Origin of the sequence: Streptomyces sp. NPDC058457, assembly GCF_042720695.1 — a bacterium.
GTDB lineage: Bacteria > Actinomycetota > Actinomycetes > Streptomycetales > Streptomycetaceae > Streptomyces.
On the sequence record NZ_JBHXLU010000058.1, the window covers coordinates 23,431 to 49,442 of the forward strand.

Genomic DNA, 26,012 nt, shown 5'->3' on the forward strand with positions numbered 1-26,012 from the left:
TCCATCCGTTGTGCCATCCACGAGGCGTTTATTGTATCGACCGGCTATTCTATTTTTCGCTCGAGGATGCGAAGCCGCGCAACGGGAGCGAGTCATGACCGACAAGGACGTTGAGGGAACAGCCGATCTCAGGGCAGCGGGCTGGACGGCCATGCGGGCGGCCCTGCCCGGCGTCTTCCCCGAAGGCGAGGTCGACCTGCGCGACGGGCGCATCGGCGAGGATCTCGTCGACATAGGCCTCACCAGTGTCTGGGGGTCGCTGTGGGCTCGCGAGGGACTGGCCCCGCGCGATCGGAGCCTGCTCACACTGGGCATCCTCATCGCCCTGGGGGCGGAGAGCGAGCTGAAGACCCACGTCCGTGTCGCGCTGACCAACGGACTGACACGGGACGAGATCGCGGAGGTCGTCTACCACTCCAGCGGTTACACCGGTTTCCCGCGTGCGGTGGCCGCCCGTACCGCCGCTCGCGAGGCGCTGGAGGACTGACCTGGCCGGCCGTCCGCGTGGCGGAGCAGTCTGCGTTCCGCCCCCGATTTCCGCCATCCCCCCACTTCCACCTGGAGGAAAGACCATGGCCGAGGCCGACATCAAACCCGCCCTCGACGAAAGGATCTACGACTACCAGGACGACCGGGACGCCAAGTGCCCGTTCGCCCCGCCGCCCGGACTGCGCGCCCTGAACGAGAATGCGCCCGTGACCCGCGGCCGGATCTGGGACGGCAGCACCCCCTGGCTCGTCACGGGCCACGCCGCCCAGCGCGCGATACTCTCCGACCCACGGGTGAGCTCGGACGACAAACAGCCCGGATTCCCGCTGCCCAACCGGGCGATGGCCGAGAACGTCCAGCACTATCCGCTGACCATCTTCAACGCGGACGGCGAGGACCACAGCCGCATCCGCCGCATGATGACCCGGCCGTTCACCCGACCGCGGATGGAGGCACTGCGGCCGGAGATCCAGCGGTTCACCGACGAGCTGATCGACAAGATGCTCGCCGGTCCCAAGCCGGTGGACCTGGTGACCGCACTGTCGCTGCCGCTGCCCTCACTGATGATCTGCGCACTGCTCGGAGTGCCGTACGACGACCATGACTTCTTCCAGGAGAACGCCTCCTTCGCCACCCGCAGCGACAAGACCGCCGAGGACGACCGGCGGGCCAACGAGGCGCTCGGCGGATACCTGGCGGCGCTGCTTCAGACGAAGATGGACAACCCCGGCGACGACGTGCTCTCGGACTTCGCGGCGCGGATCAAGGACGGCGACCTCACCCTTCCCGAGGCGACCCTGCTCTCGATGATCCTGCTGATCGCCGGGCACGAGACCAGCGCCAACATGATCACGCTGGGCACCGCGCTGCTGCTCGAAAACCCCGAGCAGCTGGCCCGGTTGCGGGAGATCGACGACACGAAGGCCGTCACGGGCGCGGTCGAGGAGATCCTGCGCTATCTGACCGTCGCCCAGTTCGGACAGCGGCGGATCGCCAAGGAGGACTTCGAGTTCGAGGGCGTACGCATCGAGAGGGGCGACGGCATCGTCGTCCCGCTGCCCGCCGGGAACTGGGACCCGACTGCGTTCCCCGAGCCGGACAAGCTCGACCTCGACCGCAAGGCGAGCCACCACCACGCCTTCGGCTGGGGCATCCACCAGTGCCTCGGCCAGCAGCTCGCCCGCATCGAGCTCCAGGTCGTCTACGGCACCCTCTACCGCCGCGTCCCGACCCTGCGCCTTGCGGTCGACCGCGACGAACTCGCCTTCCGGCCGGCCGACTCGCTCGCCTTCGGCATCAAGGAGCTGCCGGTCACCTGGTAGCCGGGCTCCAACTCGGCCTCGCAGTAGTGCTGCGAGCTCGCGTCGAGTTGTTGGTCTCGCCTGTACGGGCGGGACCAACAGCCTCTCATCCGCACTCTCTCAATGCCTGTTGTCCTTGCGGGGTCGGGGGTTGTGTCTCCGGCCAGGCACAGGAGGGCGGTTCCGTGGGAGTGGTGACGCGTGCCGGCCTCATACTCCTCTGCGTCGCCGAGCTCATGAGTCTGCTCGCGCTCGGCGACACCCGACGTCTGCGGTGGTCAGGCCGTATGGGAGCGGGTCGAGGTGATCACGACGGATGTGTAGGGCATGGTGGCGTGGCCGCCGAGCTTGTCGATCGCGGTTCCGGCGCTGTCCAGGACCTCCGCCATTTTGTCTGCGGGGAGTTGGGTGAGGCCGCCGAAGGTGGGGAGCTGGTCGAGCCACTCCTCTCGGGAGTAGGCGCGCTCCCAGGCGAAGCGCCACTGTTCCGGCTCGCTGAAGGTGCCGGTCTGCCGGATCCCGTCGGCGATTTTCGCGAACAGTGGCTGGTATGCGTCCACGGCCGATCCTCTCAGCAGGCCGGGGTTGAACGGGGAATCGGGGACGACCCGTTGGAGGGCTTCGGCGAGGGCGTCGATCACCTCGGCCGGGAGCTGGGGGACGTGGTGGAAGGGCGCGAGCCGGCCGCCGGGCCGGAGCACCTGGGCCGCCTTGGCCGCTCCGACGACGGGGTCCACCCAGTGCCAGGCGGTGCCGGCGATGACCGCGTCGAACTGCCGTCCGGCCGGCTGCCAGTCCTCGAACCTGGCGACCTCGACCTCGACACGGCTGCGTCGCGCAAAGGCGGCCATCCGCTCGTCGGGCTCGACACCGAGCACCGTGCAGCCGGCCGCCTGGAACTGCCGGGCCTCGATGCCGGTCCCGGCTCCGACGTCGAGGACGTGCCGACCGGGGCTTGCCGCGACGATCCTGTCCACCAGGGCCTGGGGATACGGCGGTCGGGCGCGGTCGTAGCGTTCGGCGTCCACGCCGAACGACTCGGCCGTCTGCCGGTGGCGGTGGGGCTCGGGCCCGGACTGGTCCGGCTGTCCCTGCGATAAAGTGGGCATGCGCCCACACTAATGGGCGGTTGCCCACTTGTTAAGGCGGGGGCGGTGCGGAAAGGAAGACAATGCCGACAGGGGTACACATCCACAACGTGCGCGGCCAGTTGTTCGAAGCCGCCGAGCGCGTCCTGCTCCGGGACGGGCCCGACGCGTTGACCAGCCGGGCGGTCACGGAGGAGGCGAACTGTGCCAAGGGCGTGCTGCACCGGCACTTCACCGACTTCGACGCCTTCCTGGCGGAGCTGGTCCTCGACCGCGTCCGCGACATCGAGGACCGAACCACGACTCTGCGCGCGGCCGCCGGCACCGGGAGCGTGGTGGACAACCTCGCCGACGCGCTGCAGGACCTGTTCGGGCCGGTCACGGTGGCAATCGTCGCACTCATCACCTTCCGCGACGGCCTCCGCACCCGGCTGCGCGAGGCCGGCCTGACCGGCATCCCACTGGCCGCGCAGGGCACCGCCATGATCGCTGCCTATCTCACCGCCGAGCGGGAGTCGGGGCGTCTGGCCGGCGATGCCGACATCGACACACTCGCCCCCACCCTCGTCGGGGCCGGGCACCTGCTGTTCGCCGACCGGGCGAGCGCCCCGCCGCAGACCGCCGCCGTCCGCAAGATGGTGACCACCGTCATCGCCGGCGCCTTGCGACCACCCCAGCAGTGACCTGAGCGCCTCGGCCGCACGCCGCCCCGCCCGCCCCTGCCCGGGTCTGGTAGACCTCCACGGCGAGTTCTCCGCAGGCCAAGCGCCAGATACCTGGGGAGACCCACTGAGCAGGTACGGCTTCGACCCGAGCAAGGGGTGGCCGTTTTCCAGGCTCTGGCTGCACTTCCGTGAACGATCTTGAAGACTAGATGATCAATTCCAAGGGATGCCTGCGGAGGGTGTGGGGTGGGCGGCGGCCGAAGTCACCGCGAGACGGTCAGGCGGCGGGCTGCCGGCCCTGGTTGTCGAGGTGGCAGCGGGCGGTCAGGCGTCGGGGTCGACTTCGGGGTGCGTGAACCGCACGGGCTTGCCCAGCGACCGGGCGTAGGCGATTTCGGCTCGGGTGCTGTCTCCGATGTAGTCGCCGACTACGAGCACCTCATCAGCGAGCCGGATCTTCGCCCGGTGCAGATCGTCGAGTCGAACCTTCAGCGCCTCGGCCTCCACAGGATCGGACCAAAGTTCGTGCGGCGACTTCATGTCACAGCCCGGTTTGACGACAATCTTTCCGGCTTTGGTCTCCCGCAGATCGGCCTCGTTCATCTCGGTCATGAAGCGGGTGGAGCCGCAGATCACGACGATACGCGGGAGGCTCAACAGCTTCTTCGCGTCGGCGAGCTTCTCCTCGGGGGTGAGCAGTTGCGGGTATGACACCGGTTCCTCCTGGTGGTGTGGTCCAAGGGGTGCCTGCGGAGACGAGAACGAGGGTGCCCAAGGTCGTTTTGTGACGTTGGAGACGGCCCGTGGCGAGAACCCTCGACTTCGACGCAGTCTGGCCCAGTACGAACCGGACTGAGTGAGAAGCTGCTTCTGAGCCCTGCATGACAGGCAGGTGGAGCCTGCTTCGTCGGCCGGTGTTATGTCACCTCGGCGGCCTTGGCCGACTCGGCCACGTCGAGTGCGGAACGTACGAATGCGGCTACTGCTTGGGAGCGGCAGGTGGGGGGCCAGGCTACGACGACGGTGCTGGGGCTGATGTCGGAAACCGGCACGTAGGTCAGGCCGGGGTGGGCCGCGGAGTCGGCGTATGAGGCGGGAAGGAAGGCCACGCCCTGGCCGAGCACGACCGCGTCGAGCATCTGGTCCATGTTCTCCACCCTCGGGCCAGGGGGTGCGTGCACCGCGTGAGCGGTCCACGTGTCGGTGGCCGCGTTGTAGGCGGCCTGCTCCGCCGTGGCGCCGGGCCAGTGAGGGACCGGTTCGTCGTCCAGGTCGATCCGGCGCAGTCGCTCGCGCCGGGCCAGGCGGTGGCCGGCCGGGAGTACGGCCATGCGTGGTTCGGTGAGCAGGACTTCGCTGTCCAGCAGGGGATCGAACAGGGGGCCGCGCAGCAGGGCGACGTCGGCGCGGCCGTCGAGCAGCATCGCGGTCGGCTCGCCCCAGCCTCCGATGGAGATCGCGGCGGGCGGCCAGGTGCCCTCGCTGTCGTAGCGGGTGACGATGTCGCGTACCAGGGCCGGTGCGCTACCGGTCTTGATCACGACGGCCAGCTGTGGGCGCTCCGTGCCGGCTCGGGCGGCCCGGCGGCCGGCGGCGGTGACTGCGGCGATGGCCGGGCGCGCCTGGTCCAGCAGTACGCGGCCGGCAGCGGTGAGGGCCGGGGGGCGGGCACTGCGGTCGAGCAGCCGTACGCCCAGTTTGGTCTCGATGGCCTGGATGGCGCGGGAGAGCGGCGGCTGGGCGATGCCAAGGCGGTCGGCGGCGCGGGTGAAGTTCAGTTCCTCGGCGACCGCGACGAAGTAGCGCAGGTCCCGCAGGTCCAGGTCTTCCATACCTTCAGGGTATACCCGCAGACCGGGCGGGTCTTTCCCTTCCGGGGAGGGGCTGGGGTCCACTGGGCGCATGAGCGAGAGCAAGATCAGCCTGGTGACCGGGGCCACCGGGCACGTGGGTTTCACCCTGGTGCAGTACCTGCTGGCGCAGGGGGAAACGGTCCGGGCAGGGGTTCGGGACACCGGCGCCCGGTCGGACCGGCTGCGCGCGCTGGATGTCGAACTGGTGCGGGCCGAGCTTATGGACCGCGCCTCGCTGGTGGCGGCCATGCGGGGGGTCGACATCGTCTACTCGGTCGCCGCCGCTTTCCGTGTCTGGGCCAAAGATCCGGAGAACGAGATCGTGCGTGTCAACCTCGACGGAACGCGCCATCTCGTCGAGGCGGCCCTCGAAGCCGGCGTCCACAGAATCGTCTATGTCAGTTCGATGACTACGGTCGACGCCAGCGTGCGACCGTTCAGCGCCGACACCTGGAACCCGCTGAACATCAACCCCTACGAATACTCCAAGACCCAGGCCGAGAAACTGGCCCGGCAGCTGGTCGACGGCACGGACATCGAGTTCGTCTCGGTGCTGCCGTCGGCGATCACCGGTCCCGGGTTCTCCACGCCCACTGGAAGCGTGGAGCTGTTCACCACGATCCTGGCCGGGAAGTTCACCGTCGACCCCGGCCTCCACCTGCTGCTGATCGACGCCCGCGACGTGGCCAAGGCTTGTCATCTGGCGGCCACCCGGGGCCGCGACATGGGCCGCTACCTGGTCAGCAACACCACGCCCGTCTCCACCACCGAGATGGTCAAGACCGCCCAGCAGATGTTTCCCGAGCTGGGCCTGAAGACCCCGCGGACCCTGTCCCCGGCCGTCCTCAAACCGATGGCTCGGGCCGCCACCTGGGTCTCGCGGCTGACCCGCCGCCCGCCCCTGATGCGCCCGGAGATCATCCAGATCTACGCAGGAGCCCCGCACCTGCGCGCCGACACCGCATCCACCACCCGCGATCTGGGGCTGCAGCCGATCGACAACGAGCAGACCGTCCGCGACAGCTTCCGCTGGGCCAAGGACCACTTCTGACCCAGCCAGCCCGCGCTCCTCATTCACGCACCCCTGCCCCAGAAAAGGAAACCGACACGACTGGACCGCATCTGGGCTGATGGGGCTCGTTGAAAACGGTTCTGGCAGCGATTCTCGTGAATGCCTAGGCCAGTGCCGTGTCAGGATGCGAGCTCGCAAGAGCGCGAAGGACGCGCGACCGTACATGCTTCTCTTGAGGAGCTTGACTCTGCAGACATGTCCTTCGACTACGCCCGAGCTGTAGGCGAGGGTGAGTCCGGCGGTGACGGCGTCGAGGTCCTGACGGAGAAAGCTGTCAAAGGACCGGATCGACGGCTGACCGCATTGTTCGCCTTGGCGGATCCACTCGGTGAGCAGATGGCCGCGGCGGTTTCGGACGAGTTCGGTGAAGGCACGGGCGATGTTGCACGCTTCGGTGATGTCCGGGCAGGCCAGCCGGACGCGTTCCAGCTCAGCGGCTTGACGAGGTGAGAGCTTTTCGGGTGGTCGCATGGTCCATCCGCTGATGGTGCGTGGGCTCGGGACCGGTGCGGGGGCAGGGACGGCGGTGCCGTCGCGCAGTGTTCGCACGTAGCGGGAGAGCGTCGAGTAGTCGCCGGAGAAGCTGCGTTCGCAGATCTGGTCGTACAACTCTTTGGCGTTGGTGTGGCCGTCGGCGAACTGGGCCTGGAGGTAGGGCTTGAAGCGGTCGAGGGGCACGTTCCGTCGGTCGCGGGCCTAGGCGAGCAGAACGTCGAAGTCGGTGTCGCGGTAGCGGCGGACGGTCTTGCGGTCGAGTCCGAGACGTCGAGCGATCTCACTGATCGGGTAGCCGGTCTCGACCATGCTGGTGATCACCTCGTGCCGGCGTCGGACCCGGTCCACGATCAGCGTGGTCGGCACGAGCTCCAAGGTGAGCTGCCGCGGGTGGGTCTGCCGTTGTTGTTCAGCGTATTTCCGCAGGCAGGCGCGGTTTTCGTGGCAGACCCGTTCGACGGCGAGAGACAGGTTGCGCAGCAGGTGCCAGCGATCAGCCACCTCAGTGGCGCCAGGGGCGGCCTCCTTGACGGCACGGGTGTAGGCGCTGGCCCGGTCCTGGCACACGACCTCGGCACCGGCATGGTCACGGAGCCAGGCGGCCAGCGTCTCGGAACTCCGGTCTGGCAGGACGTCGACGAGCGGATGGGTTTCGACATTGACGAGGATCGTTCCGTAACGACGGCCGCGGCGGAAGACGAACTCGTCCACGCCGAGCACGCGTGGGGCCCGGTCGGGCACGGCCGGAGCATACAGATGCCCGAGGAGTCGCATCCGGCCTGGAACCGAGAGTTTCCGGCACAGCCGTGCCCCAGGCCGTCCACCCAGCTCGGCCGCCACGGAACGAAGCACGAAGCACAGGCTTGAGCTGGCCCTCTGGTAGGGCTCGCTCACACCGTCGGTCTGCTCAACGAAGGTCCTGCGTGGGCAGGTTGGAGTATCGCAGAAGAACCGGCGGACGGTCAGCCGAACCAGCACCGGCCTGCCAGCGACGGGACAGTCGTCCAGCTGACGACCGTAGCGGCTGTGGACCCGGTGGGATGCGACACCGCAGTCCGGACACGTTCTCGATGAGCATGTGCTGGACAGGCGGACCAGTGTCCCGTCCACGAGCTCCATCACACACTCCACCTGCACATTACGAATCCCGGGAAAGAACACGCCCTCGGCCGATAAGCAGACCAAACGCGGCGACAGCCTGCGGGCCATCGCCCGAGAGCTCCGCCTCAGCCGCGGCACCGTCCTGCGCTTCGCCCGGGCCGCCGATGTCGAGCAGCTTCTCGTCGCAGCGACCCACCGACCGAGCATGATCGACGACTACCGCCTCTACCTGCATCACCGCTGGATGGAGGGCTGCTCCAACGCTGCCGCACTCACCCGGGAGATCCAGCAGCTGGGCTACCGCGGAGACGTCAACACCGTCCGCCGCCACCTGCGGCCCTATCGCACCGGGACGATCCCGACCGATGCCCCGCTGCCCCATCTGACCGTCCGCAGGGTCACCGACTGGATCATGCGCAGGCCCGAGCAACTCACCGAGACCGAGCGCAAGTGCCTCGACGAGCTGTGCGAACGCAGCCCTACCCTGGCCACGACCACCCAGTACGCCCGCCGCCTGGCCTCGATGGTGCGCGAACGCCGCAGCGAACACCTGGCACCCGACGTCTGGCTCGCCGATGTCCGCCTCGACGGACAACGAGAACTCCGCACCCTGGCCGCGGCATACGGCGCGACCGAGCAGCCGTACTCGCCGCCCTGACCACCACCTTCACCTCGGGAGCGGTCGAGGGCAACGTCACCAGGATCAAACTGCTGAAGAGACAGATGTACGGCCGGGCCAACTTCGACCTCCTGCGACGCCGAATCCTCCTGTCACCTTGATCAAACAGCCACCACCCCCAAATCAGCGACAGAGCCCCACAAGTGGGCCAGAGCCGCTTCCCGCCGACACAACCAGCGGCGGCTTTCCGCTGCTGTCCCGTGTGGTCCGGGAGCTGGAACGCCGGCCCGGTGTGGTGCTGCTGAGGCGCACCACGTGCCGGTGTGGAGAGGCGCCGGACCGGCTGATCGGGGCGGGCGCCCCGGATGTGCCGTCGACGACGCCAGGGTCCGTGAACCCGACGCCCTCAGCGGCGACGCCGAGGACTTCCACCGCGCTGTCGTACCTCCGTTCCGCCTTCGGGCGGCTGCGTGACCGAGGCGCCGAGGTACTTGACGGCGAGCAGGGCGATCGCAAGGTCGGTATGTCCTGCTCGGGTCGAGTGCCCCCATGATCTCCTCCGCCTTGCGGATGCGGTAGTGCACGGTGTTCTTGTGCAGGGTCTCATTGCTCGCCGTGGCGGTGTAATTGCAGCCGGTTGCCAGGAAGTCGCGCAGAGTCTCTCGCAACAGTGCGCACTGCTCGTCGTCGACGGCCAGCGGCCCGAGGACTCTCCCCACCCAGGTGCGCAGATCCGGGAGGTTGTCGCACATCAACGCGATCGGAGCGACCTGAGCGTACGCGGTGAGCCGACGGCCGGGACTCGCCGCCGTCGCAAGCTCTTGTGCGCGTAGCGCTTCCCTGTTCGTGCTGCGGAACCCCCCGATCCCGCGCTGCACGCTTCCGGCGCACACCTGCACGGAGGGCTCGCCGCTTTCGACCAGACCGGACAATCGGTCCCAGGACGGTTCGCTGTGACAACCGAAGGGCAGCCAAGCCCAGGCCAGTCCTTCGTCCCGGGGCACGAACAGCGGTCCGGTGGGACAGCCGAGTTCTTCTGCCATTTCGTGGGTGAGCCGGTCGAGCCGGGTCAGTCCGGCTCCGGCTCCGCCGGGCGTCGGCGTCGGCATCCAGGCCACGAGCCCGAGGTGGTGCCGGCGCAGGCGGTAGCCGAGAGCGGCTTCCGTCGCGTCGAGGTCCACCTCTTTCCCGGCGAGGATGTCCCGCACGCGCGCGGCACGCATGGCGGTCCGGCCCATCAGCCAGCGTTCCCGCTCCCGGTAGTACACGTCGGTGACATGCTCCGTGATCCTGTCGATGTAACCGAAGCTCACTTTCAGCATGCGCCGGTTGGTGGCGGCGGAGACAACGTCGTCGGCGCCCCGGAGGGAAAGTTCGTCCAGGCACCATTGCAGGAAACGCCAGTGCCCGAGTCTGTAGGCCCGGATCAATGCACTGACAGGGATATCCCGCTGAGCCAGTCTTCTGGCGTGCTCATTGGCCGCAGCGAGCCCCTCAAGATTTTCCAGGGGGATGTCGTTCTCGAAGATGTGCAGCAAAGTGGCAACATTTTCCTTGACGCTCGCCAGCAAGATTCTTTCGACGGCGGCTTCTCCCCTGACCTGCGGGATTTCAATGAGCAAGTGTTCCCATACGTCGTGGGAGATCTCCGCGAGGTTCGACTCTACGTGTGCCGCACTCACGGACAGTTCCCGTGCAGGCTCCGGACTCTCCACGCCCATGCTCCAAAGAGTACAAGGCGGCCGGTGTCATGCAGTCACTGGCCTGTGTCCGCCATATTTCGGCACCGTCGAGCGGTGAGTGATTTGTTTCTATGTCACAAGCGTCGACCAGAAGATGGTGCATTGTGCCCGGCGTTTTCCCTGCTTTGCACTCCTACCCTCGTTCTTGCTGTCGCGATCCGGACGGCACGGTCCCGTACCCCTCGGACGGCGAGGAGCGGCGGCCCGCGTCAGCTGAGAGCCGCCGGATCGCCAGGAGGCAACCGTCAGGAGGGCAGCTCAACCGTGGGCTGGTGTGACGATCGGCCCTGCTGTCTTTGGCCCGAGCTTTCGAAAACCACGCGATGGGAGAAAACCGGTGACCGAGACGCATCAAGGCAGTCTCTGTGAGCGACTGGACCCCCGAGAGACGCCCGACGCGGCCATCGCGATGATCGACGCCGAGGGGACGGTGGTGGGGTGGACGAGCACGGCGCAGCGGCTTGTCGGTTACCCGGCCACGGAAGTGGTCGGCCAGGCCGTTTCCAAGCTCCTGCCTCTCACCCGTCAAACGCTGCTGGACTGGGCGTCGAACGAGGAGTGCCTTGCCCGGGGTGGCTGGTCCGGCACCGCGACCGTCCGTCACCGTGAGGGCCGCGCCATCAAGGCGAGCCTGCGGTTCTCACTGCTGTGGGGGGAAGACCGGGACATCCGCTGGCTCGTCTCCGGCACCGACATCGCCTCGCTCTCCCCGGTGGCGACCACCGGATGGGTTCGGGACTCGCTTCTCACCCGTACACCGATGGGCGTCGTCGTTCACGACCAGGATCTGCGCTGTGCCTGGACCAACGACGCGATGGAGCGGCAGGACGGCATTCCTCGCGATCAGCGGCTGGGACGCCGTCTCCCGGATGCGCTGCCCGGCATCGAAGCCGAAAGGCTCGAGACGGTGATGCGACAGGTCCTGGACAGCGGCATCGCCACGGTTCACGAGTACCGGGCGTGGCCGTCGGTGGATCCGCGTCGTGAGCATGCGATCGCGGCCTCGTACTTCTGCCTGCGGGGCGCCGACGGCCGGGCCATGGGGGTGTGTTGCACGAGTGTGGACGTCACCGGCAGTCAGCGGGCTCGCGAGCGCCTGGCCATCCTCAGCGAGGCGAGCACGCGCATGGGCAACAGCCTGGACGTGATGCAGATCGGTCAGGAGCTGGCCGACCTCGCGGTGCCCCTGCTGGCCGACTACGTCAACGTCGACCTGGCCGAGTCGATCCAGTTCGGCGAGGCGCCCTTCGCCCGCATCGGCCCGATGGACAACCGCCGCCGCACCCTCCGTCGTGCGGGCATGGCCTCGATCCACCCCGGGGTCCCCGAGTCCCCGTGGGCGCGCGGTGAGCTGGTCGCCGTACCACCGAGCTCGCCCTTCACCAAGGTCCTGTCTTCCGGCCGCTCCCATCTGGAACCGGTTCTGGACGGTTCTCCCGGCACCTGGTTCGACCGGGACCCCGACCGGGCACGGACCATGCGCGACAGCGGCATGCACTCCCTGATGGTCGTCCCCATCCGCACCCGGCATGCCTCCTTGGGCACGGCGGTGTTCATCCGGACCGAGGAACCCGCGCCGTTCCAGGAGGACGACCTGCTCCTGGCCGAGGGGCTCGTCAGTCGTACGGCGCTTGCCCTGGACAACGCTCGCCGGTACGCACGGGAGCGCAGCGCGGCCCTGACCCTGCAACGCAACCTGCTCCCGCAGCGTGTGGTGCAGGGCACGGCCATCGAGACGGCCTCGCGCTATCTGCCGGCCGATGTGGACAACGGTGTCGGAGGCGACTGGTTCGACGTCATCCCGCTGTCCGGAGCCCGGACCGCGCTCGTCGTGGGCGATGTGGTGGGTCACGGCATCAACGCCGCGGCGACCATGGGCCGGCTCCGCACGGTGGTACACGCGCTGGCGGACCTCGACCTGCCCCCCGACGAGTTGCTGAGCCACCTCGACGACACGGTCCGGCGCCTCGCCGCCGAAGACGCCGACTCCCAGGACCCGACCCGTGTCACCGGTGCGACCTGCCTGTATGCCGTCTACGACCCCGTCACCCGCAAGTGCACCATGGCACGCGCCGGGCACCCCCCGCCCGCGGTCGTCGACCCCCACGGCGAGGTCACCTTCCCCGACCTGCCCACCGGAACGCCGCTCGGCGTCGGGCTGGGGGTCCCCTTCGAAGCCGTCGAACTGGAACTTCCCGAGGGGAGCCGGCTCGCCCTGTACACCGACGGCCTGATCGAGAGCCGCGACCACGACATCGACGTCGGCATGAAGCGCCTGGGCGACGCCCTGGCACATCCCGGCCGGTCGCTGGAAGGTCTCTGCTCCTCGGTGATCGAGACGGTGCCGGCCCAGTCACCGTGCGACGATGCGGCGCTGCTCGTCGCACGGACCCATGCGCTGAGCTCAAGCCAGACCACCTGCTGGGAACTGCCCGGTGACCCTGCCGTCGTCCACCGCGCCCGCACCTTGGTCACCCGACGACTGGCCCAGTGGGGACTGGAACGTCTGGAGGCATCCACCCAGCTGATCATCAGCGAACTGGTCACCAACGCCGTCCGCCACGCCACCGGCCCGATCCGCTTGCGCCTGATCCGACACCAGGCCCTGACCTGCGAAGTCTCCGACACCAGCGACACCCTCCCCCGGCTGCGCCACGCGGGCACGAGCGACGAAGGCGGCCGCGGTCTCTACATCGTCGCGCAGCTCTGCCGCCGCCACGGAGCCAGGTGCCTGACAAGCGGCGGGAAGACCGTGTGGGCCGAGCAGGAACTCGACCCCGGCATTTGAGACGGGAAGCGTGACGAAGAAGGCCGGATCGGCGGCAAAAGTGACGGCGACGACCAGGAGCAGAATGACCCGGTCGAGACCTGTTCACGGCCGGCCGTCCACCGTTGCGAGTTCCCTGCCGCCGTCAGCCAACGCGGCGGTCAGACATGTCCTTCATCGAGACATCGCGGCATGATGCGCGAAAATGACTGAAGAGACTGTTCTGTCATGTGCCAGGGAGTCACAGATGGACGCCTCGGACGAACTCCTTCGACGGGCTGAACCGGCGGCTCTCGTGACGCTGGACGGTGCGATCCGCAGCCTCAACTCTGCGATGGCCACAGCGCTGGGCAGGTCTGCGGAGCAGTGCCTGGGACGCGCCTTCGGTGATCTGTGGCCGGCAAGCCAGCGGATCTCGGCCGAGAGTCTCATGATGGCCGCCGCCAAGACGAAGACGGTCGCGATGCGGGTGCTGGACTTCCCCGGGCGAGGCGGAGCACCCGTCGCCTGCTTGATCGAGGCGCAGTCGGTCAAGGATCCCACCGGTGACGGGCAGCTGGTGTGGGTGCACGCACTGGATGCGCGAAACGACCTGGCCAGCCTGGTGATCCCGTTCCGGCTGGCCACCTCGGCCGCCCGCCTCGGCCTGTGGATGTATTCACCCGATGACCACCGGCTGGAGTGGCTCGGGGGCGCACCCGCCCTGGTGGCGCTCTTTCCGGATCCCACCATGTCGCTTTCCACCGTGATCTCGGCAGTCCACCCTGACGACCGGGAGGCCTTGCGGCAGCTCCTGCGCTCGGCCTCCACCCAGCAGTCCTCCTGGGTGAGGTTGCGATACCTTCCCCAGCACGAGGACTGGCACCAACTGGCCGCGAAGACCCGTCGGATCCAGTTGGGATTCGGCGGCCCCGAGCGGATCTTCGGAATGCTCCGCGACGACACCAGGCAGGAGAAGCGCAAGGAGGAGGCGCAGGCCGCACTGGCTGCCGAGCGACAGCGGGCCAAGGACATCGCCGACTTCTCCTCCGCCTTGATCACCGCAGCCACGGAGCAGGAGCTGCAGCAGGTCGCCCTGACCCGGCTCGCCGCGACCTTCGGTGCCAGTGGCGCCCTGCTCGCGCTCGTCGACGAAGGCCGCCTGCGCGTCTCCACCGATGCCGGGATAGCCATGTGGGAGGTCGACGTCCTGCACGGCATGTCCCTGGACCATCCGAGTGCCCTGCCCGAGTCGATCCGCACCGGCAAGCCGCAGCTCATCCTCGACCAGAAGGACTACCTCCATCGCTGGCCACACGGGGCCGTGTTTCCGCGGCTCCACCTACTCGGCTCCGACTACGTCACCTTGATCACCCCCCTCAGCGAGGCAGGCAATCAACCGCTCGGGGCGTGGCTGGTGACCTACGGCAGCGGATACCGGCCGTCCTTGGACGAGCGGACCCTGATGGGTACGCTGGCCGACCTGGCGGGCCAGGCACTGAGGCGCATCAGGTTGCAGCAGGCGCGAGTCGAGCTGGCCACGGCGTTGCAGAAGACCCTGCTCCCCGCGCTGCCCGAGCACCTCGCGGGCCTGGAGGTCGCCGCCCGCTACCGGCCGAGCCGGGACGGGCTGGACATCGGCGGAGACTGGTACGACGTTTTCGTGATGCCCGACGGCACGGTCGCCCTGGAGATCGGCGACGCCCAGGGACACGACGTGGACGCCGCCGCGGCCATGGGACAGGTACGTGCTTCCATGCGCGCGATCGCCGACCACGAACCGGATCCCGCAACCGTTCTGACGCGTACCAACGAGTTGCTCGTCACGATGAACGCGGCACGGTTCGCCAGCTGCACCATGCTGCACATCGACCCGCGCGACGGACGCGTCACCGGCGCCAGCGCCGGCCACGTGCCGTTGCTGTGTGCGCGCAAGGACGGCAGCCACAGTATCCGCGAGCTGCCGGGCGGGCCGGTCCTCGGAGTCGTGCCCGGCACCGACTACCGCGAGGAGACCTTCACCCTGGACAAGGACAGCGCCCTGGTCATGGTCACCGACGGAGTGGTCGAAGGACCGGGTCTCACATTGGAGGACGGACTGGACCGAGCCGGAACACTGGCCGGCGCGGCCCTCCACGACGGACTGAACACCGAGGACACCGCCGACCGCATCCTCGACTCGGCGGTCGCGGTGGACCACCTCGACGACGTGGCCGTGCTCGTCATCCGGCGCACGTGACCGCGTCGGGCCGCGCTGATCCATCAGCATTCCGGCGACGACCGACAGCAGACGCGGACGACGCTCATGGCGTACCCGCGCCGACACCGGTTCGGGGCCCCGCGCCGCGCGTAGCGGTGCGGGGCCTGCTCAGGCGGCCTGGCCGACTTCCGCGTCCTGGAGACGCTCGGCCTTCGGGACCAGGGCGACGCACAGTCCACCGAGGGCACAGCAGCCGACGACCAGCCACATCCCGTTGGTGAAACCCTTGTCGAGGTAGAACTGAGTGCCCTTCAGGACCATTCCGTGCTGTGCCATCACCACGTAGGCCACCTGGGAGACGATGATCTGCGCCACCCCCTGAGCGAGGTTCTGCGCGCCGTTGGCCAGAGCCTGCTCCTCCGGGCTGACCACTTCGATGACCATGATCGGTACGACGGCGACGACGATGCCGGTGCCGAGTCCCGCGACCACGCCCCAGGAGATGATCTGGGCGGCGGTGTGGTGGTACTGCGTGCCGATGCCGTAGCCGAGGACGGCCAGCGCTGCCCCGATGGCCAGCAGGATCCGGCTGTCCGAGCGGCGGGCGAGCATGCCCGTCCCCACGGCACCCACGATGATCATGACGCTGATGGGGCTGGTGACGATGGCGTTGTGCGTTCCGGACCAGCCCAGGCCGTCGGAGACGTGGGGGATCTTCGGCATCAGCACCAGCAGCTGGATCACCACACCGACGGCGCTGAGCGAACCGGCCGCCACGGAGGTGGCGAGCAGCGCCGTCCACACGGTGCGGCGCCGCGTCATGGCCAGCGGGAACAGCGGCTCGGCGACCCGGCGTTCGACGAGCAGGAAGGCGATCAGCGCGACCACCGCACCCACGACGAATCCGATGAACCTGCCGCTGCCCCAGCCCCAGTCCGCCCCCTCGCCCACGGCGTAGACGATGAGGGTGACGCCGCCGCCGAGGAGGATTCCGCCGGCCCAGTCCATCCGGCCGCCGCGCTCGCGGACGGGGCTCTCCGGGACGAGGAACGTCACCAGGAGCAGGCTCACGGCCGTGCTGATCGCCATGAACCAGAGAACGCCGCGGAAACCGTGGTTGTCGAGCAGCCAGCCCGACAGGAAGGGGCCCCCGAAGGCGACGAGACCCACACCGCCGGCCATGATCCCGTTGGCCAGCCCGACCCAGCGGCGCGGGAAGACGTCACGGGTGATGGCGTAGCAGATCGGAGTGGCCGCCACGTAGACGCCCGCGATGCCGCGCCCGATCAGCAGCGTGCGGTAGTCGGTGGCGACGGCGGCGACCAGGTCTCCGACGAGGCCCAGCGCGGTGGCGACGACCAGCGCACGCTTCTTGCCGAACAGCGCCGCTCCCTTGACCACGAAGGGGAGGAAGAAGGTCCCGCTCAGCAGGGTCATCAGGGTGAACCAGGCGATCTGGGTGGTCTGGAAGTGGATCGCGACCGCGGCCTGGGTGACGCCCGACAGCGCGGCCACGAGGGACACCAGCTGCACGGCCCACAAAAGGGCGACGACGATGAGCACGTTGTGCGGGTTCGAGCGGGATCTCTCCGACGTCTCGGGTGGTGTGATCTGTGTCTGGGACATGGAAGGGCCTTCCGTGGGTGAGCGGAGGTCCAGGGAGCGGCTTTGTTCCGGGCGGCCGGAGGGACGCCGGGAGCAGGATCGACCCCTGTGGATGGTGCCGTTCCGAGTGACCGCGGCCTGGAAAGACGGGAGCGGCTCGGCTAGGGCGTTCGGTTTGCCGTGTCAGGCCGGACTGGCGGAGGGAACCGGCCGGTCGGGGCCGACGCAGGCTCGTCGGCTCTTGTCGCCGCCCTGACCGACCGCGTCGGTCGATGCCGTGGTATCGGAACGGCGGCGAGGAAGGGCTGTGGTGCGGGATCTGGGGCGCGGTGTGCCGGGCCGTTCAGTGTCCGCGTTGCGTTGTACAGCCCTGGGTGGGGGATCGCTCGGAGCGAGTGTTGCGGCGAGTCCGGGGTGGGCGGCCCGGGTGCGGGCTCGAGTGTGTGCGGCCGGCGCCCCGTGGGGGAGGACGACCGGCGACACCGCTGCTCGCATGATCCTCATTGAACATACGGGTCTCTCCTGACCAGCGATGTGGCTGCCCGTAAAATAGACCCAACGGTCGGTACAATCAATGGTTTGGTCAGGAAAAGCCGCTGGGGCGGTGGAGGCGCGGGTCGGTTGCGGAACCGCGCCCGCTACCAGGCCGTCCAGCCCCCGTCGACCGTGACCGTGGAGCCGGTCATGAAGCGGGACGCGTCCGAGGCGAGGAAGACCGCGGCGCCGCCCAGCTCGTCGGCTTCGCCGACCCGGCCCAGGGGAGTTCCGCGGACGATCCGTTCGCCCCAGCGGCTGTCGAGCAGGCCGGAGCTGAGATCGGTGCGGAAGTAGCCGGGCGCGAGGGTGTTGACACGCACCCCGTGTTCGGCCCACTCGACGGCGAGCGCCTTGGTGAGCGCCTCGACGCCGCCCTTGCTCGCGGCGTACGCGGCGATCCGCTCGAAACCGGTGCCGGCGTGCACCGAGGAGACGTTGACGATCGACCCGGAGCCCTGGTCCAGCATCACCTTCCCGGCCTCGCGGCAGCAGTAGAAGGTGCCCGCCAGGTTCACGTCGAGGACCTGCTGCCAGTCCTCGTCGGTGACGTACTCGCTGCGGGTGAAGTGCGGACTGATGCCCGCGCAGTTGACCACGGCGTCGAGGCGGCCGGCCCACTCGATGACGCGGCCGACCGCCGTCCGTACGGCGGCCGAGTCGGAGACGGAGGCGGGCACGGCCAGCACCTTGCCGCCGTGGGCCGACAGTTCGCCGGAGAGCTGCTCCAGATCGGCGGCCGTACGTGCCGTCACGGCCAGGGTGGCCCCCGCCTGGTGGAGAGCCACCGCCATGGCGCGACCGAGGCCCTTCCCGGCACCGGTGACCCATACGGTCTTGCCGTCCAGGCGCAGTCGGGTGTTCACGTCGGTCATGCCTGCTCCTCCACGGGGATGTCGCGCAGGGTCCGCTTGAGGACTTTGCCGGAGGGGGTACGGGGGAGCGCGTCGACGACGTCGAAGCGGGTGGGCACCTTGAACTTGGCCAGGCGTGCCCGGCAGAACTCGCCCAGTTCCTCCGATCCGGCCGCGGCACCGGGCCGGAAGACGACGAAGGCGCGGGGGACTTCACCCCAGCGGGGGTGCGTCAGGCCGACCACGGCGGCTTCCAGGACGGCGGGGTGCTCGTACAGCACCCGCTCGACCTCGGGCGTGGCGATGTTCTCCCCGCCGGAGACGATCATGTCCTTCTTCCTGTCGTCTATATAGAGGAAGCCGTCCTCGTCGACGTGCCCGATGTCCCCCGTGTGGAACCAGCCGTCCTTCAGGGCGGCGGCGGTGGCCCGCTCGTCGCGCCAGTAGCCGGCGAAGACCTTCGGGCCGCGCAGGGTGATCTCGCCGAGCTCGCCCGTGGGGGCTTCCTCGCCGGAGTCGCCGACGATGCGGATCCGGGTGTGCGGCACGGGGCGGCCGACGGATCCGAGCTTCGTCAGGGAGTGCTCACGGTCGAGGAAGGTGTCACCGGAGACGGTCTCGGTCAGGCCGTAGGCGTCGGCGAACCAGGCGTTGGGGAACGCGGTCATGATCCGGCGCAACACCGGCTCGGGGGTCTTCTCGCCACCGCCCAGGACGAAACGCACGGACGCGGTGTCGTACGTCTCGCGGTCCGGGACCTCCAGGACGGCGTTGACCATGGCCGGCGCCAGCCAGACGTTGGTGACCTTGTGATCCTGGATCGCGCGCAGCACTCCCTCCGGGTCGAACCTGCGTTGCAGGACGACCGAGCCGCCCGCGTACAGCACTCCGAGGGCGGGCATGTCCAGCCCTCCGACGTGGTAGAGCGGGCCGCAGACCAGTGTGGTGTCCGCCGCGGTCAGCCCGAAGTGCACGATGTGGGCGAGGTTCTTGGCCTGCACGTTCCCGAAGGTGATGCACACGCCTTTGGGCCGTGAGGTGGTGCCGGAGGTGTACATCAGACGTTGCAGATCGCCCGGGACCACGTCCACCGGTTCCACCCGGGCGCCCTTGTGGCGGGCCAGCAGCTCCTCGTAACCCGTCCACGGGGGTGCGGTGGGATCGGCGTCGAGCTGGATGCGGTGCTCCAGGTGACCGAGCCCCGGGGCGATCCGTACCACGGCCGGGACGAACTCCGGCTCGGTCACGATCACCTTGGCACGGGCGTGGTCGAGGATGTACTGCCATTCGTCTTCGGACAGCCGGTAGTTCAGCGGCAGGAAAACCGCCCCGATCCGGTTGACGGCGTACACCAGCTCAAGGAACTCCGGCCGGTTGTACAGCAGCAGCCCCACGATGTCGCCCCGGCCCACGCCGAGTTCGGACAGGCCCGCGGCCAGCTGGTTGACCCGTTCGTGCAGCTCGCGCACGGTCAGGTGCCGTTCGTCCTGTACGACGGTCACGGCGTCGGGCCGCTGGGCCAAGTGGTAGTCGAGGATGCTCGCGAAATTGTGCACGGCGACTCTCTCGTTCGGCGACCGGCATTGTCCCGACCGGTCGGTTGCCCACTACAAAGTTTTCGTGTACTCATTGGTCTATAAAACCGTAGCCGCACTTTACGGCGCTCCGCAGCCACCGACAACCGCCGTGCGGAGCGATTTCCCGCCGAGGAGGAGGGTCTCTGTGCCACGCATTCGATGGGAGGCCGACGGACCGGTCGTGCTCCTCCGGCTGACAAACCCACCGATGAACGCGTTCGACTCGGAGCAGCGGCGTGAGCTGGCGGCCGCGGTGCGCGAGCTGGCCGACTCCCGCGACGTCCGGGCCGTGGTGCTCTACGGCGGTGAGCGGCTGTTCGCGGCCGGTGCCGACATCCAGGCGCTGGCGGCGATGGGACCCGAGGAGATACGGAGCTGGAACCGGGCCCTGCAACGGACCTTCGACGAGGTGGCCCGGCTGCCGATGCCGGTCGTCGCGGGGATCACCGGCTACGCGCTCGGCGGCGGCCTCGAACTGGCGCTGTGCGCCGACTACCGCGTGGCGGCCCGGGACGCCCTGCTCGGTCAGCCGGAGGTGCAGCTCGGCATCATGCCGGGCTCCGGCGGCACCCAGCGACTGGCGCGTCTGCTCGGCCCGGCACGGGCGAAGAACCTGCTGATGACCGGCCGCCGGGTGGGTGCCGAGGAGGCGCTGCGGATCGGCCTGGTGGACGAGGTGGTCCCGGCCGACGAGGTGCTCGCCGCCGCCCTCGGCTACGCGAAGCGGCTCGCCGAGGGTCCCGCCGCGGCTCTGGAAGCGATCAAGGAGGCGGTGGACCACGGCGCCGACGCCGGTGTGTCCACCGGACTCGCCCTGGAGCGGTCCCTGTTCACGGGGGTCTTCGGTACCGCCGACGCGGCCACCGGACTCCGCTCCTTCCTCGAACACGGCCCGGGAAAGGCGACGTTCGCAGGCCCCGGGCCGGACCGCGGCGAGACGGACCACGACGACACGGAGGGACGTAGGGCGTGAAGGCACTGCGCTGGCACGGTGCACGGGACCTGCGGCTGGACGAGGTACCCGACCCACCGCAACCCGGACCGCACGAAGCGGTCGTGGAGGTCTCCTGGTGCGGTGTGTGCGGCACCGATCTGCATGAGTTCCTCGAAGGCCCGCACATGATCCGCACGGGTCCGCACCCCCTCACCGGAGCGGAGCCGCCCCTGGCCCTGGGGCACGAGTTCAGCGGAACCGTCCTCGCGCTGGGCTCCGAGGTGCCCGGCATCGAGGTCGGCGACCGGGTGACCGCCGATCCCGTCTGGCGATGCGGTGTGTGCTACTGGTGCCTGCGCGGCGAGTACCACATCTGTCCCAGGAGCGGCTCCGTGGGACTCGCCTCCGCCGGCGCGTTCGCCGAACGCGTCACCGTGCCCCTCGCCGGGCTGGTGCGGCTGCCCGACAACGTCACCGACGAGATGGCCGCGCTCGCCGAACCCCTGGCGGTCGGACTGCACGCGGTGACCCGGGCCGGAGTACGACCGGGGGACAACGTGCTGGTGGTCGGCGGCGGTCCGATCGGCTTCGCGGTCGTGCTCGCCGCGCGTCTCGCGGGAGCGGCCGGACTGTATGTGAGCGAGCCGCTGAACGAGCGCAGGGAAAGGCTCCTGGAGATCGGTGTCACGGAGGCGTTCGACCCGGGCGAGACGGACGTACGCCGCGAGGTGTTCCTGCGCACCGGCCGTATCGGCCCGGACGCGGTGATCGACGCCACGGGTGTGGCGGCGCTCGCGGGGCAGGCGGTCGCCACCGTCCGGCGCGGCGGCCGGGTCGTCCTCGCGGGGGTCGGGCACGGCAACGTCGAGATCGACATGGGCCAGTTGGTCTTCTACGAGCGGGCCGTGCTGGGAACCCTCGGCTACAACTTCGACATCCCCCGCGTCATCGACCTGATGAGCACCGGGCGCCTGGACGCCTCACCCCTGCTCACCGGTCGGTTCCCGCTGGCACAGGGCATCGGGGTCTTCGGCGACCTGACTGCGGACCGGGCCCGGCATCTCAAGGTTCTGCTGACTCCCAAGGGGCTGTGACATGGATTTCGACCTGCCGGAAGAGACACGCGCGCTGCAGGAGATGGTCCGCGAGTTCGCGGCCCGTGAGATCACCCCGCACGCCGCCGAGTGGTCCGAGAACGAGGAGTTCCCGACCCACATCTTCACCAAACTGGGCGAACTCGGGCTGATGGGCATGCTGGTGCCCGAGGAGTACGACGGCGCCGGCTCGGACCTGGTCTCCTATGTGGCGGTGATGGAGGAACTGGGTGCCGCAGACCAGTCCGTCGCCTCCTCCTGGAACGCGCACTCCACGATCGCCACGCTGCCGCTGCTCGCCTACGGCACTCAGGAGCAGAAGCACCGCTGGCTGGCTCCGCTGGCCCGCGGCGAGGCCATCGGGGCGTTCGGCCTGACCGAGCCCGGGGCCGGCTCCGACGCGGCCGGCATCGCCACCACCGCCCGCCGCGCGGACGGCGGCTGGGTGATCAACGGCACCAAGATGTTCATCACCAACGCCGGTACGGACATCAGCCAGGGCGTGACCCTGCTCGCGGTGACCGGACGCGACGACGGGGGACGCAAACGGTTCGCGACCTTCTACGTGCCGACGGACACGCCCGGCTACACCGTCGGCCGCAAGCTGAAGAAGCTCGGCTGGCACGCCATGGACACCCGGGAACTCGTCTTCACCGACTGCTTCATCCCCGAGGACCATCTCATCGGCGAGGAAGGCGGGGGACTGCGCCAGTTCCTGTCCGTCCTGGACAAGGGCCGTATCAGTGTGGCGGCGCTGGGCATGTCACTGGCGAAGGCGGCGCTGGCGCTCGCGGTCCAGCACGCCAAGGAGCGCGAGCAGTTCGGCCGTCCGCTGGCCGCGTTCCAGGCGGTGGCCCACAAGATCGCGGATCTGGGCACGGAGTTCGAGGCCGCCCGCTGCATGGTCTACCGCGCCGCCTGGCTCGCCGATCAGGGGCGGCCGCATGCCACGGAGGCGGCGATGGCGAAGCTGTACGCCTCCGAGGTCGCCAACCGCGCGGCCTCCCAGGCGGTACAGATCCACGGCGGCTACGGCTACATGCGGGAGTCGGAGATCTCCCGCTTCTACGCGGACGCCAAGATCCTCGAGATCGGCGAGGGCACCAACGAGATCCAGCGCAACGTCATCGCCAGGGCACTGGTCGAGCGGGCATGAGATCCGGGTGGCTCCGGCCCCGCGGCGCGGGGCCGGACACCAGCTCCACAAGGGGACGCAGGAGTAGTGAGGACGCACCATGACCCTGGCACCGCAGATGACCGGAGTGAAATCCACCCACGCGGAACAACTCCTTGAGATGTACCGGCGGATGAGCCGCATCCGCCGGTTCGAACAGCGGGCGTCGGACCTGTACAAGGCCACCGAGATCCCGGGCTTCCTGCATCTGTCGATCGGACAGGAGGCCGGCGCGGTCGGTGCCTGCTGGCCTCTTCGCGACAGCGACGGCATCACCTCCACCCACCGGGGCCACGGCCATGTGCTGGCCAAGGGGCTGGACACGGCGTCGATGATGGCCGAGCTGATGGGCAAGGAGGCCGGCACCTGCCACGGCCGCGGCGGCTCCATGCACATCGCCGACCCGGGTCTCGGCATCTACGGCGCCAACGGCATCGTCGGTGCGGGCCTGCCCATCGCCACCGGAGTGGCGACCGCTGCCAAGCTGCGCGACGCGGGGGACGTGGTGGTGGCGTTCTTCGGGGACGGCGCGGTCGCGCAGGGCATGTTCCACGAGGCGGTCAACCTCGCCGCCGTCTGGGACCTGCCGGTCGTCTTCCTGTGCGAGAACAACCACTACTCGGAGTTCTCGCCCGCCGCCGAGCAGCACCGGGCGCCGCTCTCGGCCCGCGCCGCCGGATACGGGATCGGCTACGCCCACGTCGACGGCAACGACGTCCTGGCGGTGGCCGGGATCATGACCGACGTGGTCGAGCGGATCAGGCACGGCGGCGGCCCGGTCCTGCTGGAGGCGGAGACCTACCGCTGGCACGGCCACTACGAGGGTGACCCGCAGCGCTACCGCAGCCCGGAGGAGGTCGCCGAGGCCAAGGAGCGCGACCCCCTGCTCGTGGCCCGCCGGCACCTGGCGGCGGCCGGGGTGGACGCGTCCCAGGCCGACGCGGTGGACGAGGAGATCGACAAGGAGATCGACGCGGCGGTGGAATGGGCGAGGAGCCTGCCCGAGCCCGGCCCGGAGACCCTCCACGACTTCGTCTCCGCTCCGCGTGCCGTCGTACCCGAGCCTGCCCCTCTGCCGGGCGAGGCAGAGATCTTCCGTTCGATGGACGCCGTACGGCTCGCCCTGGAGCACGAACTCGCCGCGGATCCAGCGGTGTTCGTGGCGGGGATCGACGTCGGAGCCGGCGGCAACGTCTTCGGGCTGACCCGGGGTCTGGCGCAGGCGTTCCCCGGCAGGGTGCGCGACACCCCGATCAGCGAGAGCGCGATCCTGGGTACCGCGGTGGGTGCCGCCATGGCCGGGATGAAGCCGGTCGTGGAGATCATGTACATGGACTTCATCGGTGTCTGCCTCGACATGCTGCTCAACCAGGCGGCGAAGCTGCGTTTCATGACCGGCGGCCGTGCTTCCATGCCGCTCGTCGTCCGCACCCAGTTCGGCGCCGGCCGCTCCTCGGGCAGCCAGCACTCGCAGAGCCTGGAGGCGCTGCTCGCGCACATCCCCGGACTGACCGTGGTGATGCCTTCCAACCCCGCCGACACCTACGGGCTGTTGAGGGCCGCGATCCAGGACCCCAATCCGGTCGTCTTCGTCGAGAACCGGTTGCAGTACGGCTTCAAGGGACCACGGCCTCCAGCCGATCACCTGATCCCGCTCGGCCGGGCGAAGGTGGTGCGCGAGGGCACCGACATCACGCTCGTCTCCTGGTCCCGGATGGTTCAGGACTGTCTCGCCGCCGCCGAGGTGCTCGGCGGCGAGGGCGTCAGCGTCGAGGTCGTCGACCTGCGCACGGTGGCGCCGCTCGACCGGCAGACCGTTCTCACCTCCCTGGCCAAGACGAACCGTCTGGTGATCGCCCACGAGGCGGTGCGGGACTTCGGGGTCGGCGCCGAACTGGCCGCGCTCGCCGTCGACGAGGGCTTCTGGCATCTGGACGCACCGGTCACCCGTGTGGCGCCGCCCCCGGTGCCCGCCCCGTACGCGCCCTCCCTGGAGCGTGCGTGGCTGCCCTCACAGGACACGATCGCCGAGACCCTGCGCCGGATCGCCGCGGTCTGAACCGCAATGGACCGAGTGATCCAAAGCTCTTTCTCGTCCGACCCGCCCCTCGGTTTTCTGTTCGCAGTCCCTAGAATGCTGAATCATGGCAAGACCACCAGGGCACGGACCAGGCTACGAGACCAAGCGTCAGGAGATCATCGACAAGGCGGCCGCGCTGTTCGCCGAGAAGGGGTACGCCGCCACCGGTATCGCGGAGGTGGGCGATGTCGCGGGGCTGGCCAGGGGCGCGCTCTACTACTACATCGGCTCGAAGGAGCATCTGCTCGTCGAGATCCAGGACCGGGTGATGCGTCCCATGCTCGCCGGTGTGCACCGGATCGCCGCCCTGGACGAGAATCCGGTGCTGCGGCTCCGGCTGTTGTCCCAGACGCTGCTGGAGAACATCCTGGCCCGGCTGGACCATGTCCGGGTCTACGAACACGACTACCGGAACCTGCGCGGGGAGAACCGCACCCGCCTGCTGAGCCAGCGCCGCGAATTCGAGGGTGTCGTCGAGCGGCTGCTCGTCGCCGCGATGGAGGACGGATCGTTCCGCACGGTCGATCCCAGGCTGGCCACCCTGCAGTTCCTGAACATGCACAACCACACCTACCAGTGGGTCAAGCCGGGTGGTGAGTGGGACGCCCGGCGCCTGTCCCGGGAGTACTGCGCGACGCTCTTTGCGGGATTCGCCGGTCCAGGCCGCCGGTTCGACGACATCGAGGACGATGTGAGCGACTTCCTCGCCAAGCGGGAGACCGCCGCTCCCGTGCCGATTCCGCGTTCCTCCGGCAAGGCGTGACACGGGGCCCGTCACCCGTGTTCCGG

General features: G+C 69.0%; 21 protein-coding genes and 1 pseudogene. 13 read left to right on the forward strand and 9 right to left on the reverse strand.

Translation table 11 applies throughout. The features are described 5' to 3' along the window. The first annotated feature begins 94 nt into the window (after positions 1-94). Together ACFWPS_RS34965 and ACFWPS_RS34970 are read left to right on the forward strand one after the other, a co-directional pair. A complete protein-coding gene (locus tag ACFWPS_RS34965; RefSeq protein WP_383712718.1) occupies positions 95-487 on the forward strand; it encodes a carboxymuconolactone decarboxylase family protein in 393 nt (130 codons plus the stop codon). Between the two features lie 85 nt (positions 488-572). Beyond that, a complete protein-coding gene (locus ACFWPS_RS34970; protein WP_383712721.1) occupies positions 573-1,811 on the forward strand; it encodes a cytochrome P450 in 1,239 nt (412 codons plus the stop codon). A gap of 257 nt (positions 1,812-2,068) precedes the next feature. On the opposite strand, the gene ACFWPS_RS34975 is transcribed toward ACFWPS_RS34970, so the two are convergent. Then, positions 2,069-2,899: a class I SAM-dependent methyltransferase gene (locus ACFWPS_RS34975; RefSeq protein ID WP_383712723.1), complete on the reverse strand. Its 831-nt coding sequence runs from the start codon at positions 2,897-2,899 to the stop codon at positions 2,069-2,071. A gap of 62 nt (positions 2,900-2,961) precedes the next feature. Between ACFWPS_RS34975 and ACFWPS_RS34980 the strand changes: the two genes are divergently transcribed. Further along, the gene (locus ACFWPS_RS34980) at positions 2,962-3,561 is read left to right on the forward strand and encodes a TetR/AcrR family transcriptional regulator (protein ID WP_383712726.1); all 600 of its coding nucleotides are present in this window, start codon (positions 2,962-2,964) and stop codon (positions 3,559-3,561) included. Between the two features lie 306 nt (positions 3,562-3,867). On the opposite strand, the gene ACFWPS_RS34985 is transcribed toward ACFWPS_RS34980, so the two are convergent. Together ACFWPS_RS34985 and ACFWPS_RS34990 are read right to left on the reverse strand one after the other, a co-directional pair. After that, positions 3,868-4,257 carry a hypothetical protein gene (locus tag ACFWPS_RS34985; protein ID WP_037743720.1) on the reverse strand — a complete coding sequence of 130 codons (390 nt, stop codon included), beginning with the start codon at positions 4,255-4,257 and terminating at the stop codon, positions 3,868-3,870. 203 nt (positions 4,258-4,460) lie between these two features. Next, complete coding sequence (locus ACFWPS_RS34990; RefSeq protein ID WP_383712729.1) at positions 4,461-5,375, reverse strand: LysR family transcriptional regulator; 915 nt, start codon at positions 5,373-5,375, stop codon at positions 4,461-4,463. Positions 5,376-5,445: 70 nt separating this feature from the next. Here ACFWPS_RS34990 and ACFWPS_RS34995 point away from each other — a divergent pair, with 70 nt between their 5' ends. Further along, positions 5,446-6,447 carry an NAD-dependent epimerase/dehydratase family protein gene (locus ACFWPS_RS34995; RefSeq protein ID WP_383712731.1) on the forward strand — a complete coding sequence of 334 codons (1,002 nt, stop codon included), beginning with the start codon at positions 5,446-5,448 and terminating at the stop codon, positions 6,445-6,447. Positions 6,448-6,651: 204 nt separating this feature from the next. Here ACFWPS_RS34995 and ACFWPS_RS35000 read toward each other — a convergent pair. Beyond that, positions 6,652-6,939: pseudogene (locus ACFWPS_RS35000) on the reverse strand (transposase); the annotation flags it as partial. Between the two features lie 225 nt (positions 6,940-7,164). Further along, positions 7,165-8,271, reverse strand: a complete 1,107-nt coding sequence (locus ACFWPS_RS35005) for an ISL3 family transposase (RefSeq protein ID WP_383712734.1) — start codon at positions 8,269-8,271, stop codon at positions 7,165-7,167. On the opposite strand from ACFWPS_RS35005, the gene ACFWPS_RS35010 reads away from it, so the two are divergent. After that, entirely contained in the window at positions 8,270-8,722 is a 453-nt protein-coding gene (locus ACFWPS_RS35010; protein WP_383712832.1) for a hypothetical protein, read from the forward strand. The two genes, ACFWPS_RS35005 and ACFWPS_RS35010, sit on opposite strands and share 2 nt — an antisense overlap. Next, a complete protein-coding gene (locus ACFWPS_RS35015) occupies positions 8,719-8,844 on the forward strand; it encodes a hypothetical protein (RefSeq protein WP_383712826.1) in 126 nt (41 codons plus the stop codon). The genes ACFWPS_RS35010 and ACFWPS_RS35015 overlap by 4 nt, the downstream gene beginning before the upstream one ends. Here ACFWPS_RS35015 and ACFWPS_RS35020 read toward each other — a convergent pair whose 3' ends face one another. Further along, positions 8,845-10,404: a PucR family transcriptional regulator gene (locus tag ACFWPS_RS35020; protein WP_383712736.1), complete on the reverse strand. Its 1,560-nt coding sequence runs from the start codon at positions 10,402-10,404 to the stop codon at positions 8,845-8,847. It abuts the gene before it with no gap. A 358-nt stretch (positions 10,405-10,762) separates the two neighbouring features. Here ACFWPS_RS35020 and ACFWPS_RS35025 point away from each other — a divergent pair, with 358 nt between their 5' ends. Together ACFWPS_RS35025 and ACFWPS_RS35030 are read left to right on the forward strand one after the other, a co-directional pair. Beyond that, positions 10,763-13,213 (forward strand): SpoIIE family protein phosphatase, encoded by a 2,451-nt coding sequence (locus tag ACFWPS_RS35025; protein ID WP_383712738.1) that lies wholly within the window; start codon positions 10,763-10,765, stop codon positions 13,211-13,213. Positions 13,214-13,439: 226 nt separating this feature from the next. Further along, entirely contained in the window at positions 13,440-15,410 is a 1,971-nt protein-coding gene (locus ACFWPS_RS35030; protein WP_383712741.1) for a SpoIIE family protein phosphatase, read from the forward strand. Positions 15,411-15,539: 129 nt separating this feature from the next. On the opposite strand, the gene ACFWPS_RS35035 is transcribed toward ACFWPS_RS35030, so the two are convergent. From ACFWPS_RS35035 to ACFWPS_RS35045, 3 genes are all read right to left on the reverse strand, one after another. Beyond that, positions 15,540-16,997 carry an MFS transporter gene (locus ACFWPS_RS35035; RefSeq protein WP_383712743.1) on the reverse strand — a complete coding sequence of 486 codons (1,458 nt, stop codon included), beginning with the start codon at positions 16,995-16,997 and terminating at the stop codon, positions 15,540-15,542. Positions 16,998-17,614: 617 nt separating this feature from the next. Next, positions 17,615-18,385: an SDR family NAD(P)-dependent oxidoreductase gene (locus ACFWPS_RS35040; protein ID WP_383712746.1), complete on the reverse strand. Its 771-nt coding sequence runs from the start codon at positions 18,383-18,385 to the stop codon at positions 17,615-17,617. Beyond that, complete coding sequence (locus ACFWPS_RS35045) at positions 18,382-19,920, reverse strand: long-chain fatty acid--CoA ligase (protein WP_383712749.1); 1,539 nt, start codon at positions 19,918-19,920, stop codon at positions 18,382-18,384. Before ACFWPS_RS35045 ends, ACFWPS_RS35040 begins: the two co-directional genes overlap by 4 nt. 166 nt (positions 19,921-20,086) lie before the next feature. Between ACFWPS_RS35045 and ACFWPS_RS35050 the strand changes: the two genes are divergently transcribed. The 5 genes from ACFWPS_RS35050 to ACFWPS_RS35070 all read left to right on the forward strand — a co-directional run bounded on the left by ACFWPS_RS35050 (position 20,087) and on the right by ACFWPS_RS35070 (position 25,986). Further along, the gene (locus tag ACFWPS_RS35050) at positions 20,087-20,914 is read left to right on the forward strand and encodes an enoyl-CoA hydratase/isomerase family protein (protein ID WP_383712752.1); all 828 of its coding nucleotides are present in this window, start codon (positions 20,087-20,089) and stop codon (positions 20,912-20,914) included. Then, entirely contained in the window at positions 20,911-21,969 is a 1,059-nt protein-coding gene (locus ACFWPS_RS35055; protein ID WP_383712755.1) for an alcohol dehydrogenase catalytic domain-containing protein, read from the forward strand. Before ACFWPS_RS35050 ends, ACFWPS_RS35055 begins: the two co-directional genes overlap by 4 nt. Before the next feature lies 1 nt (position 21,970). After that, entirely contained in the window at positions 21,971-23,125 is a 1,155-nt protein-coding gene (locus tag ACFWPS_RS35060; RefSeq protein ID WP_383712758.1) for an acyl-CoA dehydrogenase family protein, read from the forward strand. A 79-nt stretch (positions 23,126-23,204) separates the two neighbouring features. Further along, entirely contained in the window at positions 23,205-25,202 is a 1,998-nt protein-coding gene (locus ACFWPS_RS35065) for a pyruvate dehydrogenase complex E1 component subunit beta (protein ID WP_383712762.1), read from the forward strand. Positions 25,203-25,287: 85 nt separating this feature from the next. Continuing rightward, positions 25,288-25,986 (forward strand): TetR/AcrR family transcriptional regulator, encoded by a 699-nt coding sequence (locus ACFWPS_RS35070; RefSeq protein ID WP_383712764.1) that lies wholly within the window; start codon positions 25,288-25,290, stop codon positions 25,984-25,986. Positions 25,987-26,012: the final 26 nt, after the last annotated feature.

What these genes read in the sequence shown, in the direction of transcription:
- ACFWPS_RS34965 (WP_383712718.1), top strand. Translation starts at nt 95, where the DNA reads ATGACCGACAAGGACGTTGAGGGAACAGCCGATCTCAGGGCAGCGGGC.
- ACFWPS_RS34970 (WP_383712721.1), top strand. Translation starts at nt 573, where the DNA reads ATGGCCGAGGCCGACATCAAACCCGCCCTCGACGAAAGGATCTACGAC.
- ACFWPS_RS34975 (WP_383712723.1), bottom strand. Translation starts at nt 2,899, where the DNA reads ATGCCCACTTTATCGCAGGGACAGCCGGACCAGTCCGGGCCCGAGCCC.
- ACFWPS_RS34980 (WP_383712726.1), top strand. Translation starts at nt 2,962, where the DNA reads ATGCCGACAGGGGTACACATCCACAACGTGCGCGGCCAGTTGTTCGAA.
- ACFWPS_RS34990 (WP_383712729.1), bottom strand. Translation starts at nt 5,375, where the DNA reads ATGGAAGACCTGGACCTGCGGGACCTGCGCTACTTCGTCGCGGTCGCC.
- ACFWPS_RS34995 (WP_383712731.1), top strand. Translation starts at nt 5,446, where the DNA reads ATGAGCGAGAGCAAGATCAGCCTGGTGACCGGGGCCACCGGGCACGTG.
- ACFWPS_RS35010 (WP_383712832.1), top strand. Translation starts at nt 8,270, where the DNA reads ATGATCGACGACTACCGCCTCTACCTGCATCACCGCTGGATGGAGGGC.
- ACFWPS_RS35005 (WP_383712734.1), bottom strand. Translation starts at nt 8,271, where the DNA reads ATGCTCGGTCGGTGGGTCGCTGCGACGAGAAGCTGCTCGACATCGGCG.
- ACFWPS_RS35020 (WP_383712736.1), bottom strand. Translation starts at nt 10,404, where the DNA reads ATGGGCGTGGAGAGTCCGGAGCCTGCACGGGAACTGTCCGTGAGTGCG.
- ACFWPS_RS35030 (WP_383712741.1), top strand. Translation starts at nt 13,440, where the DNA reads ATGGACGCCTCGGACGAACTCCTTCGACGGGCTGAACCGGCGGCTCTC.
- ACFWPS_RS35035 (WP_383712743.1), bottom strand. Translation starts at nt 16,997, where the DNA reads ATGTCCCAGACACAGATCACACCACCCGAGACGTCGGAGAGATCCCGC.
- ACFWPS_RS35040 (WP_383712746.1), bottom strand. Translation starts at nt 18,385, where the DNA reads ATGACCGACGTGAACACCCGACTGCGCCTGGACGGCAAGACCGTATGG.
- ACFWPS_RS35060 (WP_383712758.1), top strand. Translation starts at nt 21,971, where the DNA reads ATGGATTTCGACCTGCCGGAAGAGACACGCGCGCTGCAGGAGATGGTC.
- ACFWPS_RS35065 (WP_383712762.1), top strand. Translation starts at nt 23,205, where the DNA reads ATGACCCTGGCACCGCAGATGACCGGAGTGAAATCCACCCACGCGGAA.
- ACFWPS_RS35070 (WP_383712764.1), top strand. Translation starts at nt 25,288, where the DNA reads ATGGCAAGACCACCAGGGCACGGACCAGGCTACGAGACCAAGCGTCAG.